Origin of the sequence: Corynebacterium sp. HMSC068H04, from assembly GCF_001811255.1 — a bacterium.
Taxonomy (GTDB): Bacteria; Actinomycetota; Actinomycetes; order Mycobacteriales; family Mycobacteriaceae; genus Corynebacterium; species Corynebacterium hesseae.
Genome location: NZ_KV803984.1, coordinates 67011 through 83351 on the forward strand (window position 1 = coordinate 67011; position 16341 = coordinate 83351).

The following is a 16341-nucleotide window of genomic DNA, read 5'->3' on the forward strand; positions in this document are numbered from 1 at the left end:
TCTGAGTCCCTATACGCCCAGGCGGATGACGGAGTGAACGGCCTTGACCTCATCGAGCTCGCCGAGGGCTGCGACGATCTCCTCGAGCACCGCTTCCTTCGCCGCGTGGGTCACCACGATGAGGCGAGCGGTGGCATCGCCGTCCTCCTGGCGCACGGTGCGCAGGGAAACCCCGTGGCGGGCAAAGACACCGGAGATGGCAGAAAGCACGCCGGTGCGGTCTTCAACTTCCATGTCGACGTGATAACGAGTTTCCACTTCTCCGAACTCCGCAATAGGTAGGTTGGCGTAGGTGTTCTCCCCCGGCGCTTGGCCGCCGTGGACAATGTTGCGTGCGGCGCCGATGACGTCACCCAGCACAGCCGAAGCCGTCGGGTTGCCGCCGGCACCGTTGCCGTAGAACATCAGGGAACCGGCGGCCTCCGCCTCGACGAAGATGGCGTTGTAGGACTGGCTAACCGACGCCAACGGGTGATCCTTCGGGACCAGAGTCGGGTGCACGCGGGCATTGACGGATTCCGCGCCGGTTTCCTCATCAACCAAGCGTTCACAAATAGCGAGCAGCTTGATGGAATAACCGGCTTGGTTGGCGGCCGCGATATCGTCCGCGGTGATCTTGGAAATGCCCTCGCAATAGACGTCGTTGAAGGTCAGGCGGGTGTAGAACCCCAGGGAGGCCAGGATGGCAGCCTTAGAGGCGGCGTCGTGGCCCTCCACGTCCGCGGTGGGATCGGCCTCGGCGTAGCCCAGACGGGTGGCCTCAGCCAGCGCGTCCTCGTAGGAGGCGCCGGTGGTCTCCATAGCGTCCAAGATAAAGTTGGTGGTTCCGTTTACGATTCCGGAGATGCGCTGGATCTTGTCACCGGCCAGGGAACGGCGCAGCATGCCGACGACCGGGATGGCGGCAGCCACGGCGGCCTCGAAATAAAGGTCGACGTCGGCGCGCTCAGCAGCCTCCGCCAGCTCATCAGCGTGCGCGGCCACGAGGGCCTTATTGGCGGTAACCACGGATTTGCCAGCATTAAGGGCGGCGAGAACGAGCTCGCGCGGGAAGTCAATGCCGCCGATAACCTCGACGACGAGGTCGATATCATCGCGCAGGACAAGCGCCTTGGCGTCGTCGGTCAGCAGCTCCTCCGGCACGCCTGGGCGCAGCTTGTTCTTGTTGTGCACGGCAACGCCGCGGATCTCCACCGGGCCGCCGATGCGGTGCGCAAAAGCGTCCGCATTCTCCTGCACGAGGCGGAAAACCTCGGCGCCTACGGTGCCAAACCCAAGCAGCGCAATACCTACTGGTTCGCCTTCGGGCTTCTTGCTACGGTTCGTCGTCATGGTGTCCCTTTGTTGATGTTGCGTTTGATTCTTACGTGCTAGCCCATCACTATACAGAACGAGCTGTCTATTTCTATACAAAATGGCCGGCACTGGGCGCGACCGGCCATGTCATAGTGAATAAAATACGGTGAGCTGTGACAACGCCGCGCTAATCGACGTCCAACGCCAGCAAGTCCTCCACCGTCTCCCGGCGCAGCATGAGCTGGGCCTTGCCGTCGCGCACGGACACGACCGCCGGGCGCAGAGCACCGTTATAGCGCGAGGCCATCATGTACTGATAGGCGCCGGTGGTGGCGAAGGCGAGGAGATCACCGGTGGTGATATCCGAGGGGAAACGGCGCTCGTTGACCAGAATGTCACCGGACTCGCAGTGGAAGCCCACGATGCGCGAATCCACGGGCTCGCCCCGGGTGCGGCGGTTGACCACGCGCACGTCGTACTCCGAGCCATAAAGCGCTGGGCGGATGTTATCGGACATGCCGCCGTCCACGGAGAGGTAGCGGCGCATCGGCAGATCCGCCTTGCCGGTCTCCACATCCTTGACCGTGCCCACGCGGTACACGGTGACCGCAGAGGCACCCACCAGGGAGCGACCGGGTTCCACCAGTACGAAGGGCGGCGTGATGTCGAGCTCGGTGGCGGTGCGCTCCACGGCGTCGAGCAGATCCTTGGCCAGCGTGGCGACGTCGAGCGCTTCCTCGTATTCCATGTAGGGAATGCCGAAGCCGCCGCCCAAGTCCAGCTCCTCGAGGGCAACGCCGAGCTCGCAGTGGATGCGCTTGTACAGGCTGAGCACGCGCTCGGCGGCCAGCTTGAAACCATCAGCATTAAACACCGAAGACCCCACGTGGCAGTGCAGGCCCACAAGCTTAAGGTTGGCGGATTCCAGCACCTTCTGCGCGGCGTTGAAGGCGGCACCGGTGGACAGGGAAATGCCGAACTTCTGATCCTCGTGCGCCGTGGCGATGAACTCGTGGGTATGTGCATCCACGCCGGGCTTCACGCGGATCATCACCGGCTGCACGCGGCCGGCGGACGCCGCGATACTATTGAGGCGCGAGAGCTCCTCCTCGTTGTCGAGGACAACGTGCCCGATACCGTTGTCCACGCACAGCTGCAGGTACTCGTCTTCCTTGTTGTTGCCGTGGGCGGTCATGCGCTCCGCCGGGAAGCCTGCGGCCAGGGCCAGCTTGGCCTCGTTGAGGGAGGCCACGTCGAGGCACAAGCCCTCCTCGTCAACCCAGCGCACGATGCGCTTGGTGATGAATGCCTTGGAGGCATAGTGCACGTGGTCGGGCCCGCCGAAGGCTTGGGCCATATCCCGGCAGCGCGAGCGGAAGTCCTGCTCGTCGAAGACGTAGAGCGGGGTGCCGTATTCGGCGGCCAAGTCCGTCAGCGCTACACCGCCAATCGAGACCACACCATTCGAGTCTCGAGCGGCGTTGCGCGGCCACACGTGGGCCGGAAGAGAATTGAAATCAGTCATCGATACCTTTTCTTACATCTTCTCCGGCGCGCTGACCCCGACCATGGTCAAGGCATTGGCCATGACCTGGCGGGTGGCTGCAGCCAGAGCGAGGCGCGCGGAGTGGATCGGTTCGGTCTCTTCGCCTACCTTCGGCAGCACCTGGCACTGGTCATAGAAGCGGTGGAACACGGCGGCAAGCTCCTCGGCATAACGCGCGATGCGGTGCGGTTCACGCAGCGTGGCGGCGGTGGCCACAACCTCGGGGAACTCGCCCAGGGTGCGGATGAGGTCGCCTTCCTTGTCGTGGGTGAGGAGGTCGAGGGGGGCGTCGCCAAGCGCGGCAGTGTCGAAGCCCAGGTCCGTGGCCTTGCGCAGGATCGAGCAGATGCGGGCGTGGCCATACTGCACGTAGTAGACCGGGTTATCGGACGACTGGGAGGCCCACAGGCCCAAGTCAATGTCCAGGCTGGAGTCCACGGAGGAGCGCACCAGCGAGTAGCGCGCGCCGTCGACGCCGATGGCCTCGACGAGGTCATCCAAGGTGATAACGGTTCCCGCGCGCTTGGACATCTTGACCGCTTTACCGTCGCGGACCAGATTCACCATCTGGCCGATGAGCACCTCGACGGCCTCCGGGTCATAACCCAAAGCCTGGGCCGAGGCACGCAAGCGGGCGATGTAACCGTGGTGGTCAGCGCCCAGCATGTAGATGGCCAGGTCGTGGCCGCGGTCGAATTTATCGGCCACATAAGCGATATCACCGGCGATGTAGGCGGCATTGCCATCGGACTTGATGACCACGCGGTCCTTATCGTCGCCGTATTCGGTGGACTTCAGCCACCACGCGCCCTCGGCTTCGTAGAGCTTGCCGTTGTCCTTGAGCGTCTGGATAGCCTTCTCCACGGCACCGGATTCGAAGAGGGAATTCTCGTGGAAGTACACGTCGAAGTCCACGCCGAATTCGTGGAGGGACTCCTTGATCTGGGCAAACATCATCTCCACGCCGTCAGCGCGGAAGTTCTCCTGGACCTCGGCATCGCTGCCCTCAAGGGCGCTGGGGTTCTTCTCCACTACCGCCTGCGCGATGACCTTGATGTAGTCTCCGCCGTAGCCATCCTCCGGGGTGGGCTCGCCCTTGGCCGCGGCCACGAGGGAGCGAGCAAAACGGTCGATCTGTCCGCCGTGATCGTTGAAGTAGTACTCGCGGGTCACGTCCGCACCGGAGGCCTCGAGCACGCGGCCGAGTGAGTCACCCACGGCGGCCCAACGGGTACCACCTAGGTGGATGGGACCAGTCGGGTTCGCGGAGACGAACTCCAGGTTGATCTTCTTGCCCTGGTAGGTGGAGTTGCTGCCGAAGTCCGTACCCGCATTGAGAACCTGCGCCACGATGGCACCTTGCGCGGCGGCAGCGAGGCGAATGTTGAGGAATCCCGGGCCCGCGATGGAGGCCTCATCGATGGCGTCGTTGCCTGCAAGGGCGTCGGCAAGCCACTGCGCCAACTCGCGCGGCTGGGCGCCAGCCTTCTTAGCCACCTGGAGGGCCAGGTTGGTGGCGTAATCGCCGTGCTCCGGGTTGCGCGGGCGCTCCACGGTCACGGTCTCTGGCAGGACTGATGCGTCCAGCTCATGCTCGGTGAGCACGGCGGCAGCGGTGTTCTTGATCAGGACGGAAAGATCTTCAGGATTCATAGGGCCAAAGTCTATCGTCCCCGCCGCTGGGAGGCACTATCAGGTCGCGGACGTTAGCAAGGTCACCCACCCCCGTAGTGTGAATCCGGCGACACAAGCACTCGCATGGTTTTACCCTAAACTTGATATCTGAATCGATTTATTCTTTCGCCTCTCTCGCCCGGCCGAAACTTGTGGTGCCACACCGCGGGGACCACCGCAGGGACGCCGGCGGGACTCAACCTGAAGTGAGCGTTATGTCTACATTCACAATCACCACCGACGCCATAGCTGGCAACGTGGGGCTTACCGCGCTGGTGTCCACGCTGCCGCTCATCGCGTTCTTCATCATGCTCTTGGGACTCAAGGCCCGCGCCCACACCTCGGGTGCGGTAGCGCTCCTCGTAGCGCTTCTCATCGCCGTCTTCGGCATGGGCATGCCCACCGGCATGGCATTGTCCTCCGCGGTGCGCGGCGGGCTCTTCGGCCTCTTCCCCATCGTCTGGGTGATCATCACCGCCATCTGGTTCTACGAAGTGACCGTGGCTTCCGGACGATTCAATGACCTGCGCAAGACCTTTGACTTGCTGGGCGATGGCGATATCCGCATCCAGGCCATCCTCATCGCCTTCTGCTTCGGCGGCCTGCTGGAGGCCCTCGCCGGCTTCGGCGCCCCCGTGGCGATTACGGCGACCATGATCCTGGCCTTGGGTGTTAAGCCGCTCAAGGCGGCCACCACGGTGCTCATTGCCAACACCGCGCCCGTGGCCTTCGGCGCGGTGGGCATCCCAGTCACCACCGCGGGCTCGGTCGGCGGGCGCACCGCCGAGCAGACCGCTGACATCGCCGCGTTGATTTCCCTCCAGGTCCTGCTCATTGCCGCCGTCGTGCCTTTCTTCATCCTCTTTATCCTTGACGGCATGCGCGGTGTTAAGGAGGCCGGCCCCGCCGCGGCCGTCATCGGCATCTCCTTCGCCATTGCCCAGTGGGCCGCGGCTACCTTCTTCGCCTACCAGCTCACCAACGTCGTGGCCTGCATCGTCTCCCTCGGCGCGGGTTTCATCTTCCTGCGTGTGTGGAAGCCCAAGGGTGTGGACAGCCTGCGTGAGCGCATGGAGTTGCCCGCCCAAGAGGAGGTCACGGACCTCAACGGCAGCCGCATCTGGATGGCACTGCTGCCCTATGCCGTGGTCACCGCTGTCTTCGCCATCGCCACCGCATGGCCTGCCATCTTCGGCTTCCTGCAGCTCAACGTTGCCTGGCCGCTTCTCGAAGGCACCGTCTTCGACGCCGAAAGCCACGCCATGGATACCGCGTTTAAGTTCAACGTGTTAGGCAACCCGGGCACCCTGCTGCTGATTTCCGGCATCATCGTGGCTGCTATCTACATGTCCTTCAACGAGAACGGCCGCTACACGCTGGAGGCATCGGCACCGCTAGCTAAGTTTGGCGAGGTTATCTCCCGCATGAAGTTCTCCGCGCTGACCATCATCCTGGTCCTGGCGCTGGCCTACACCATGAACTACTCCGGCCAGACCATCTCCATCGGCCAGTTCGTGGCCTCCGTCGGCGGCATCTTCGCGCTTTTCTCCCCCGTTCTGGGTTGGATCGGCACCGCTGTTACCGGTTCGGATACCTCCGCTAACGCCCTTTTTGCCAACCTCCAGGTCACCGCTGCTGAGCGCATCGGCGTTAACCCGGACCTTATGCTGGCTGCCAATACCTCGGGTGGCGTTGTGGGCAAGATGATCTCCCCGCAGTCGCTGGCCATTGCGGCCACTGCGGTTCAAATGGAGGGCGAGGAATCCCGCATCTTCAAGGCCGTTGTGGGCTACTCCGTGGCCTTCCTTGCCGTCGTGTGCATTATCGTTTTTCTCATGACCAACGTGCTGGGCTTCCTGGTTCCTTAAGTTCTCAGTCCTCAGCACCAACTACCCCCAGAATCGGGCACTTCACTCGCCACATCTGGGGGTTTTCGCTTGCCCGCTTTTTGTGACCGCTTCATCTCTGCACGTAAGGAATTTCACAACATTAATGTTGCGATAAAACGCCAGGTAGGAGGGCTAATTCCGCCTCGATAATGTGAGTTTTGGGCGGTAGGCTCAAAGGTACACACTCGAAAAATGCCCAGTGCGGCTGTCCTGGTAGCGCGCATCCGAGCACAACTCCGCTGTGCACAGCACGGGACAAGCCACATGGAGGCAGATTAAGGAGCGCTCACAAATGCGAATAGCATTGTTTTCCACCTGCATCGGTGACTCACTTTTCCCCGATGCCCACAAGGCCACGGCCCTGATCCTCTCCCGCCTGGGCTACGACGTCGTCTTCCCCGAGGAACAGACTTGTTGCGGCCAGATGCACATCAACACCGGCTACCAGGAGCAGACCTTGGGCATGATCCGCACCTATGCGGACGCCTTCGCGGATCCCTCCATTGATTACGTGGTTTCTGCCTCCGGCTCCTGCGTGGGCGCCGTGCGCGAGCAGCACGAGATGATCGCAAACCGCTTCGGCACCTCCGCCGATGTGGACGGCGCCAAGAAGGCTGCCGGCAAGACCCTGGACTTGCCGGAGTTTCTTGTCGACGTCGCCGGTGTCACCAATGTCGGAGCCTTCTTCCCCCACCGCGTGACCTATCACCCTTCGTGCCACGGCCTGCGCTTCCTCAAACTGGGTGACCGCCCCTACCAGCTTCTTAAGGAGGTCGAAGGAATCGACCTCGTCCAGCTACCTAATGCGGAGGAATGCTGTGGTTTCGGCGGCACCTTCGCTCTTAAGAACGCCGAGGTTTCTGCAGCGATGGTCGGTGATAAGACCCGCCACATTCGTGAAACCGAGGCCGAATATATTACCGGCGGTGACTCCTCCTGCCTGATGAACATTGGAGGCGCTCTGGCTCGCCAGCGCTCCGGTGTTCGCGCTATCCACCTGGCGGAAATCCTCGCCTCCACCAAGGAACACCCGTGGACTCCCACCTCCGCGGCCTACTCCAAGGAGAAGATGCTCTAATGACTTCCTTCCTCGACACCACCCCTCCCCGAGCCCCAGAAGGCTACGGCAACCTGCGCGGTTCGAAGGCGTTCGTGCCGCTGGCACACGTTGGCCTCAATAACGCCACCCAGCGCCGCAACCTGCACCACGCCACCACCACCATTCGCAACAAGCGCCAGCACGCCGTTGATGAAACCCCGGACTGGGAGCAGCTGCGCGACGCCGGCTCCGCACTCAAGGATGACGTTGCTGTCCGCATGGGCGAGCTGCTGCTCCAGTTCGAAGAGCAGGTAACCAAGCGCGGCGGCATTGTCCACTGGGCACGCGATGCCAAGGAAGCCAACAAGATCATTGAGGGCCTTATCCGCGAAACCGGTGAGACCGACGTGGTCAAAATCAAGTCCATGGCCACCCAGGAGATCGCGCTCAACGAGCACCTGGAAGAGGTCGGTATCCACGCCCAGGAGACTGACCTGGCGGAGCTCATCGTCCAGCTGGGTGAGGATAAGCCTTCCCACATTCTGGTCCCGGCCATCCACCGCAACCGCGCGGAGATTCGGGACATCTTTGTCAACAAGATGCCGAACACCGATGACTCCCTCAAGGCCGAGCCGGCGGAGTTGGCTGAGGCTTCCCGCAGCTTCCTGCGCGAGCAGTTCATGAAGGCCAAGGTCGCCATCTCCGGCGCTAACTTTGGTGTGGCTGAGACCGGCACTATCAACATCGTGGAATCCGAGGGCAACGGCCGCATGTGCCTGACCCTGCCGGAGACCCTCATTACCGTGATGGGCATTGAGAAGCTGGTCCCGACCTTCCAGGACCTCGAAGTCTTCCTGCAGCTGCTGCCGCGCTCCTCCACTGCTGAGCGCATGAACCCGTACACGTCGATGTGGTCCGGTGTGACCGAAGGCGACGGCCCGCAGAACTTCCACATCGTGCTTCTGGACAATGGCCGCACCGCAGCCCTGTCCTCCCCCAAGGGCCACGAAGCACTCAAGTGCATTCGCTGCTCTGCCTGCCTGAACGTCTGCCCGGTCTACGAGCGCGCCGGCGGACACGCCTACGGCTCTGTCTACCCGGGCCCAATTGGCATCTCCCTGACGCCGCAGCTAACAGGTATGAAGGACCACAACGATCCGTCGGCAAGCTTGCCTTATGCCTGCTCCCTGTGTGGCCGCTGCGACGAGGTTTGCCCGGTGCGCATCCCGCTCTCCCAAGTCATTTTGGAGAACCGCTACCAGAAGGTCACTAACGCCACCCCGCCAGTGGAGGAAAAGCTCTTCCAAGTCGTGGAGCTGGTGTGGAAGAACCCGAAGATCTGGAACCAGATCACCCACATGGTGGCGCTCGGCCGTGTCCTCGGTGGCTTCAACGGAGTCATCGACAAGCTACCGCTGTTCATGTCTGGTTGGTCCGAGGTACGCGATACTGCCGTTCCTCCGAAGAAGTCCTTCCGCCAATGGTTCAACTCTGACGAAGCTCAAGAACTCCTCGCCCAAGCCAAGAAGGAGGGCATCAAGTGACCACCGCCAAAGAGGAAATCCTCAACCGCATTGCCGCCGCCCAAAAGCAGGCCGGTTTGCCGGACCACGTAGACATCCCGCGCGAATATCAGAAGGAAGGCACGCTCAACGAAGAGGAGCTACGCGAGATGCTGGTGGACCGCCTCGAAGACTACAAGGCTGATGTACACGTCACCGATGAGTCCGGCCTGAACTCCACCCTCGTGGACATCCTGAAGGAGCGCGGCTGCTCGAATGTCGTCTACGCACCTGACATGGACGCTGGGCTTCTCGACGGCTTCGAAGGCACCATCACCCCGGATGACAACGCCAAGGACCCGCGTGAGCTCGACGCTGTCGACGCCGTGGTGACCGAATCTCACGTCACCTCCGCGCAGACCGGCACCATCGTGCTCGAATCCAATGAGACCTGTGGCCGTCGCGCGCTGACCTTGGTGCCGGACCGTCACGTGTGCATCGTGCGCAAGAACCAGATTGTCTACGGTGTCCCGGAGATGGTTTCCCGCATGAACCCGGAGCGCCCGGCAACGTGGATCTCGGGCCCTTCCGCGACCTCGGATATCGAGCTCTCCCGCGTGGAAGGTGTCCACGGCCCGCGCGATCTCATTGTGGTGATTGTTAAGTAGTGAGGCTTTCGGGGGCACCCGCCCTGTATGAGAGCTCGGCTCACATCACCCCTGACGCATAGGATAAGGCTCGTACCAATTTACGATTTTAGGAGCCTTGTTCTATGCGTCTTTCTCGCGTTTTAGGTTCGGTTCTAGGACCTGTAGCCATCGCCGCTGGCTTGGTTGCGGCACCTGCCGTTGCTCACGCTGACCAGCCCGTCATCAACTGGGGCCCGTGCCCGGAGGGAGTGGACCACCAGCGCGCCGAGTGCGGCCACGTCACCGTGCCGAAGTACTACGACGCACCGGACAAGGGCACCATCGACGTCGGTTTCATCCGCCTCAAGGCCACCGGCGAGCGCAAGGGCAGCCTGTTTACCAACCCGGGCGGCCCGAGCGGCGATGCATACGCCTGGGTGAACAACGCGAATTGGCCAGACGAGATTGAGCAGGAGTTCGACATCATCGGCGTCCAGCCGCGCGGCCTGCGCGATTCCGGCGCGCTGAACTGCTCCATGACCGCGGCCACAGGCAATCCGCTAGAGATTCTCACGAAGGCAGGTGCCGTTACCCGCAACGACTGCGAGAAGAACACCCCGGGCTACACCGACTCCCTTACCACAGAGAACACCGCCCGCGACTGGGAGGTTGTACGCCAGGCACTCGGCGATGAACGCATTAACATCGCTGGCCTGTCCTACGGCACCTTCCTGGGGTCGACCTACGCCACTCTCTTCCCGCAGCACACCGACAAGGTGGTGCTGGATTCCGGCATGAATCCGGGCATGGCCTGGAACCAGATCTTCGCATCCCAGCAGGCAGGCTACGAAAATGCCCTGCATGACTTCTTTAACTTCGTGGCGAAGAACGATGACACCTACCACGCGGGCAAGACCCCGCTGAAGGCCTACGAGCGCTGGTCCCAGATTGTCGCCGCCGAGGCCGGCGTGCGACCCACCGTGTTGCCGCCGGACGCCGAGATTGGCGACCTCCCACCGGGCCTAGAATTCGCCGGCCAGCCGGGCGCCAATGTCATGACCGCCACGGGCGAGCTGCGCGTGCAGGCTGAGCACCTCGCGGGCAAGGCATCCAACCCGCAGGGCATCCAGGCTACCTCCCCCACCCTCCAGGTAACGCGCGACCAGGTAGTCCCGCGCCCAGAGGCCTGGGACGCGATGGCCAAGCACATCGGTGGCATCGAGCCGCTCGACTTCAATGCAGTCGATCCGCAGGCTAGCGAAGTGGACCAGGAAGCTGCGCTCCAGAGCCTGGTGAATACCCAGAGCATGCAAAACATCATCATGTGCAACGAGAACACCGCCCCGATGGATCCGACACGTATCCCGGCCTTCCTGTGGTCCAACTACGTCACCGTTGACCCCTTCACACTGTTTAACTCCATGTATGCCTCCGGCGTCGGCTGCGGTGGCCGCGCACCAATCACCAAGCCGGTACAAGTTAGCGGCGCGCAGCTGGCCACCAAGCCGCTGCAGATTCAGTCCACCGGCGACCCACAGACCCCGTACGCCTACTACCGCGGACTGTCTGACCCGATGCAGTCCCACGTGGTGACCGTCCACGGCCCGGGTCACGGCCACTTCGCGGTGGGCAACAAGGCTGTTGACCAGATTGTGGTTGACTACCTGCGCACTGGTGACGTCCACACCGCGGATGCGCCGGGCTTCTTTGACCAGCCCCAGGCTCAGGAGCAGCCCGCCCAGTAGTAGGAACGGCGGGAACCATGAAGGAGTGGCTGTCCTAGCACTCCTTCTTTCCCACCACACCCCCATCGGCGCTAGGCCAATTACTGCGCTCTAGCCTTTATAGGTTAGAATCGCATCGTTGGCATTTCGCCAGCAATGCCCTTGTAGCTCAGCGGATTAGAGCATCGGTTTCCGGTACCGAAGGTCGCAGGTTCGATCCCTGTCAGGGGCACTTTTTCATGCCCGCCTACCCCGAATCGGCCAGTACGCCCCGGCCCACTTTTTGCGACGCCACGTTTGCAGGTGAGCGGCTTGTCGCATTTTGCATCTCCCCAGACCTGAAACCCGCAACCTGCAGGTGGGCGTCGTCAAGCGCCCTCCGGCACCAAGCCACTCACTTGGAAGTTTCGGGATCGAGGTCTGGGGATATGGAACTAGTGCAAGCGCACCTTAATATCCGCAACCACTTCTTCCGGGTTCTTCGCCGAAGCAATGAGAGAACTCCGGCCCCATTCAATGCGCACCGTCGGCCCAGAGACGATATAGGCTGGTGCGCCATCGACGATGCGCGGGCCCGCACCTTCTTTAAGCCCCGTCTCCGGACCGATACTCACCCCGGTGATCTCGCGCAGGGGAATTCTCTTTGTGAAGACGCCAAAGACGGACACCGCAACCTCGCCATCGTTGACGGCGATCTTCACCCGCATCAGAAGGCAGGCCACGGTTGCAATGATGACCAGGGCACCAAATAGGATTGCTGCCCACGTGGAATCAATCATCGTGGGCACCACCGCTGCCACAACGGCAAGGCCAACGACTATTCCCATCCACAGGAGCGGACCGTTGAGATAGCGAATGTAGATGCGAGAGTCCATGGAGATCAGGCTATCGGATTAACGCTCTCCCGGACGAATACGCCCTTCGCGCTCACCGAAAGGACGGGCGGCGGCTGATCAAGGAACGACGGTGAGCGCGAAGGGTGTAGGAGTCATCATGCCTCGAGACATCGCACTCGGAGATTAATTCTCAGGCTTAGCAGTGGCTCAAGCCGCCTGATGGATCCACGGCACGAGTTAGAGAAATGAGCCTGGTGATAAAGAGCAAGCCCCAGCAGACAAATCTGCTGGGGCTTAAAGTCAAGCTTTTCTCCCCCCCGCCAGGCGGCAGCGAGGGAGCGAACCAGGTTACTGGGTGATGTACTGGTTGACGATCGGCTGGGTGATGTCCAAGGTGCCGTGCTCGATGTAGTACATGCCGAACATCATGGCGCCCAGCATCACCACGGAGAGAAGCATGGAGGGAATCCACTGAACGAAGACGGATACCCAGCCGTCAGCCTTGTCACGTGCAGCTGCTTCGCGCTGTTCCTGAGCCAAATCGCGCTCGACCATTATGTTTTGTCCTTTCACTTAGCTCCCCTAGCCAGATGGCGCTCTCGCTCAAGCTGCCTCTGAAAAGCGCGGGGATGCTCGCCCTTTAACACAGAGTATCTTAGCAGTTTAAACAGAGCCGCCCGTAGTTAAACCCAGTAAATCTAGCCGCCATCCACCTTTAGTATGACACCGACTGTGGGCTAGACCCCAGGGTCTTCGTTGTTGTTGAGCGCTTCGACGAATCCCTCGCGGTCTTGGAACATACGCTCAATATCCTCATCCGCGCCGATAATCCACAGCTGCGAGGCGTCATCGAAGGTCAGCGCGCCCTCTGGGTGCTGCTCGAGGGCCGCCTCAAGCGCTGTGGCTTGTTCCTCGGTGAGCTCATCCAGATCATCGACCTGGCCTACTTGGGCGCTGAGCTCTTTCAGCGGAGTAATGCCGTACGTTGCGTACTGGCGCTCGGGATGCTCAAACAGTTCTTGTCCCATCATGGTGCGGACAGATCACCTCCAGGTGAGTAAACGGTCGAAAACTAACACTACCCGTACGAAGCACAACTAGTCGGTGTGAATACCCAAGCGCTCATCCGGCACGAAGCCGTCATATCCCGGAAGGTTGCTTTCTGAAAGAACGCCCTCGCAGAAACGCAGGACCGCCGGAGCGTCGGCAGGATCGAGGTGATCAAAAACCATGCGGCGCACGGACTCGACGTGCTCAGGTACCGCCGCCTCTAGACGCTCCCGGCCGGACTTCGTCATGACGACCTCCACGCCGCGCGCATCGCCCGCACACTTTTCCTTGCGCACCAAACCCCGTTTTTCCATGCGGGTGATTTGGTGGGAGGCGCGGGAGCGGTCCCACTCCAACTCCGTGCAGAGTTCGCGCAGGCGCCGCGTGTGCGCGGGTGCTTCCGAAAGAGAAACAAGCACCGAAAACTCCGCGGCTGAGATATCGCCGCAGGCCAGAAGGGTCTCCTCCATACCGCGATTGATCTTGCGAATGCTAGCTAGAATGTGGCGCCACAGGTCCTGTTCGCTTTCGGTGAGCCATCGAGTGTCCGCTGTCATGGCTCATACCCTACACTCCGGGACTTAGGCCCTTGTAAGTTTCTCCATATCTAGCTCCATGCGCCCAGGCACCCAGGAATAGCGCTGCGGCATACAGGTCAGCACGATGACCTGAGTGCTTTTCCCTGCCTTACTAAACAGCGCCGCCATGAGCTGAAGGCGCTGGGAGTCCGTGGAACCCAACGCATCATCGATCAGTACAGGCACCGGTTCATCGGACACCAGCTGAGCTATGGCGAAGCGCGTCAGGATGCTCAACTGCTCTTTGGCACCGCCAGAGAGCGCGTCAAAAGACACGGTCTCACCGTCGCGGCTGCGAGCTTCGACCTTGAGCTCTTCCGACAGCTCGAAGTCCACATCCCCACCGAAGACTGTTCGCGCCAAGCTATTGAGCGCTGTGACAAACGGCGCGGCATAGCGCTGGCGCGCGGCGTCACGGTGGCGCAGCATGAGTGTGCGCAGATAACGCGCAGCCTCCGCGCGACGCTCGATAGCGGCGTGGCGCTCACGAGCAACCTCGAGCTCGGCGGCGGCTTTCTCCGCATCCTCAGCCGCACCGGAATGCATATCGATGAGTCCCCGGAACTCGCGCATGTCACCGACCGCTGCATTCACCGCTGCCTTCAGGGAATCCACGTGTGTACGCGCTCCCTTGGCAAGATGCTCGGCGGTGTCCACGTCTACCGCGGACATCTCCGCCAGCACTGCTCTTTCTTCCTGCAGCTTGGCCTGTGCTGCCTCGATAGCCGTGGTCACGTCGGCATCACTGAGTTGAGCACGGGCGGCCTCCACGGCTGCGGCCTTGGCATCACGCTGCGTGATTGCCTCCTCCGCGCGCACGGTGGCTACCTCTAATGCCGCGCCAGCCTTGTTTTCACGGTAGGGAGCCACAGCGCGGTCGAGTTCATCGAGCTTCCTGCGTAGCTCCTCTTCCTCCTGCTCCACCACGTCCAGCTCTCGCGGTTCCGCGGCCTCCTCAGCGCCCTCGACGTCCTCAGCCTCTTCTGCGCCGGCCTCAAAACGCGCACGCAGTTCACCGAGGTCCTCCCCTCCCAACGCAGCAGCCAGTTCGCGCGCCGCGGAATCCGCGGCGGATGCGAGTTCGGTGTGTTTCTCGTGAGCGGCACGGGCCGACTCGAGGTCTTCGCACCCGGCATCCTCCAGCAGGCGCGCGAGCTCAGCGCGAGCCTTCTCCACGCCTTCCTCACCGCTTTCGCCGGCACCTGCGGCATAGCGGGCGGTGACCTCGCCTACCTGAAGGGTCGTGCCCTCACGCAACTCGACTGCAAGTTCTTCACCGCTCTCCAGAGAGCGTTCCTCGCCATCGACGGCGACGGAGCCCTTCCCGGAAAAGTACAGCTTGGCAGCAGCCGCCGCTCGCAGGCGCTCCTGGACAGTGACCTCACGAGCCGCCTCTTCCAGTGCTTTCAAGTTTGGCACGTCTGGAGCGGCAGCCAGCTCACGACGGCGCGACGCCAAGGTCTCTTCCAGCTTGGTCAAGGCTTCGAGGCGGGTGCCCAAGGCCTCGCGTTCTGCGCGCCGCTGCGCGCGGCGGGCGCGCTGGCGCTCCTCGCGCACGGCCTCGTAGCGCTCATGAACCTCGGCGCGTTCTTCTTCCAGCTTCGTGCGGGCGGCGGACTCTTCCTCGGCGCGCTCGCGGGCTTCGCTAACAGCAGTTGCAGCACGCTCGGCCGCTTCAACCGCTGCGGAGTGCTCAGCAATCACAGCCTTGCGCCGCGCCGATTCCTCCTCCGCGCGCGTCACAGCTTCCGCTGCCCGGGTCACTGCTGCCTCCTGCGCGGTGACCTTCTCCTGGGCGGCCCGGGCGGCGACTAGTTCGCCGTCACGGCGCTCGCACTCTTCTACGGCCTCCGGCAAAGCCGCTTCGGCCTCGGACTTCTTCAGCTCGGCGGCTTCATAGCGCTCCACCACGCCGTCGAGCTCACGGAGCGCAGACTCAGCGTTCGCGTGCTCCTCCTCCGCCTCTGACAGCGCGGCGATTGCGGCCTTATAGTCTCCCGCCGGCTTATCCGTCTTCGCGGTGAAATACTCCTTGTACTCCGCCTCGATGCGCGTGAGCAGCTCGGAGTCTTCCGCCACGGCATTCGCCCCGGTCTGCTCCTCTAGCGCCGCAGTAAGGGAAGGAATGCCCACGGCGGCGATGCCCTCGTGGCTATCGTCTTGGCGGACGAAGAGGGCGTCGACAAGCGCGCGGTCCATATGTTCACTGAGAATGCGCTCGAGCTCCCCATCCGCTTCCGCACCAGTCCACTGGCCCGGGCGCGGGGAAAACACATGCAGCTCCGAGGTGCGCTTTTTCACCCACCGCTTGTGGATGCGGAAATGATAGGGCCCCACGGTGGCCTCCAGCGTGACCTCGGGCCCCACATCGCGGCCGGCGGGCTGCAGCGCCCTCACCGCCTTAGAGTTGGCGGTGTGTTTTTGCGTCAGCACAAAATCAATAGACTCCACCAATGTGGATTTGCCAGCCTCGTTCGGCCCGCCGATGACCACCACGCCGGTCTCCGGGAGGTCCTTGACCTCCAGGTGCTCCACGCCCCGGACGTTGTTCAGTTCAACAGAATGCAGCTGCATCATG

The 16341-nt window shown here is 62.2% G+C and carries 13 protein-coding genes and 1 tRNA gene; 6 read left to right on the forward strand and 8 right to left on the reverse strand.

Annotation, left to right across the window (positions count from 1 at the left end):
• Window positions 1-9: 9 nt before the first annotated feature.
• From HMPREF2792_RS04525 to argS, 3 genes are all read right to left on the reverse strand, one after another.
• Complete coding sequence (locus tag HMPREF2792_RS04525; RefSeq protein WP_070525145.1) at window positions 10-1332, reverse strand: homoserine dehydrogenase; 1323 nt, start codon at window positions 1330-1332, stop codon at window positions 10-12.
• Window positions 1333-1483: 151 nt separating this feature from the next.
• Complete coding sequence (gene lysA / locus HMPREF2792_RS04530; RefSeq protein ID WP_070525143.1) at window positions 1484-2821, reverse strand: diaminopimelate decarboxylase; 1338 nt, start codon at window positions 2819-2821, stop codon at window positions 1484-1486.
• Between the two features lie 12 nt (window positions 2822-2833).
• Window positions 2834-4495 carry an arginine--tRNA ligase gene (gene argS / locus HMPREF2792_RS04535; protein ID WP_070531190.1) on the reverse strand — a complete coding sequence of 554 codons (1662 nt, stop codon included), beginning with the start codon at window positions 4493-4495 and terminating at the stop codon, window positions 2834-2836.
• A 236-nt stretch (window positions 4496-4731) separates the two neighbouring features.
• Between argS and HMPREF2792_RS04540 the strand changes: the two genes are divergently transcribed.
• From HMPREF2792_RS04540 to HMPREF2792_RS04565, 6 genes are all read left to right on the forward strand, one after another.
• On the forward strand, window positions 4732-6384 hold the full coding sequence (locus tag HMPREF2792_RS04540; RefSeq protein WP_070531193.1) for an L-lactate permease: 1653 nt from the start codon (window positions 4732-4734) through the stop codon (window positions 6382-6384).
• A gap of 313 nt (window positions 6385-6697) precedes the next feature.
• Complete coding sequence (locus HMPREF2792_RS04545; protein WP_070525136.1) at window positions 6698-7483, forward strand: (Fe-S)-binding protein; 786 nt, start codon at window positions 6698-6700, stop codon at window positions 7481-7483.
• Complete coding sequence (locus HMPREF2792_RS04550) at window positions 7483-8988, forward strand: LutB/LldF family L-lactate oxidation iron-sulfur protein (protein ID WP_070525134.1); 1506 nt, start codon at window positions 7483-7485, stop codon at window positions 8986-8988. The genes HMPREF2792_RS04545 and HMPREF2792_RS04550 overlap by 1 nt, the downstream gene beginning before the upstream one ends.
• On the forward strand, window positions 8985-9614 hold the full coding sequence (locus HMPREF2792_RS04555) for a LutC/YkgG family protein (RefSeq protein ID WP_070531196.1): 630 nt from the start codon (window positions 8985-8987) through the stop codon (window positions 9612-9614). The genes HMPREF2792_RS04550 and HMPREF2792_RS04555 overlap by 4 nt, the downstream gene beginning before the upstream one ends.
• Window positions 9615-9718: 104 nt before the next feature.
• A complete protein-coding gene (locus HMPREF2792_RS04560) occupies window positions 9719-11320 on the forward strand; it encodes an alpha/beta fold hydrolase (RefSeq protein ID WP_070525130.1) in 1602 nt (533 codons plus the stop codon).
• A gap of 137 nt (window positions 11321-11457) precedes the next feature.
• Window positions 11458-11531 (forward strand) — tRNA-Arg (locus HMPREF2792_RS04565).
• Window positions 11532-11733: 202 nt separating this feature from the next.
• Here HMPREF2792_RS04565 and HMPREF2792_RS04570 read toward each other — a convergent pair.
• The 5 genes from HMPREF2792_RS04570 to HMPREF2792_RS04590 all read right to left on the reverse strand — a co-directional run bounded on the left by HMPREF2792_RS04570 (window position 11734) and on the right by HMPREF2792_RS04590 (window position 16340).
• Window positions 11734-12174, reverse strand: a complete 441-nt coding sequence (locus HMPREF2792_RS04570; RefSeq protein WP_070531198.1) for a hypothetical protein — start codon at window positions 12172-12174, stop codon at window positions 11734-11736.
• Between the two features lie 309 nt (window positions 12175-12483).
• Window positions 12484-12690: a hypothetical protein gene (locus HMPREF2792_RS04575; RefSeq protein ID WP_154737117.1), complete on the reverse strand. Its 207-nt coding sequence runs from the start codon at window positions 12688-12690 to the stop codon at window positions 12484-12486.
• Between the two features lie 182 nt (window positions 12691-12872).
• A complete protein-coding gene (locus HMPREF2792_RS04580; protein ID WP_070531200.1) occupies window positions 12873-13166 on the reverse strand; it encodes a molecular chaperone GrpE in 294 nt (97 codons plus the stop codon).
• 66 nt (window positions 13167-13232) lie between these two features.
• A complete protein-coding gene (locus tag HMPREF2792_RS04585) occupies window positions 13233-13742 on the reverse strand; it encodes a MarR family winged helix-turn-helix transcriptional regulator (protein ID WP_070531202.1) in 510 nt (169 codons plus the stop codon).
• 24 nt (window positions 13743-13766) lie between these two features.
• The gene (locus HMPREF2792_RS04590) at window positions 13767-16340 is read right to left on the reverse strand and encodes an AAA family ATPase (RefSeq protein ID WP_070531204.1); all 2574 of its coding nucleotides are present in this window, start codon (window positions 16338-16340) and stop codon (window positions 13767-13769) included.
• Window position 16341 lies beyond the last annotated feature (1 nt).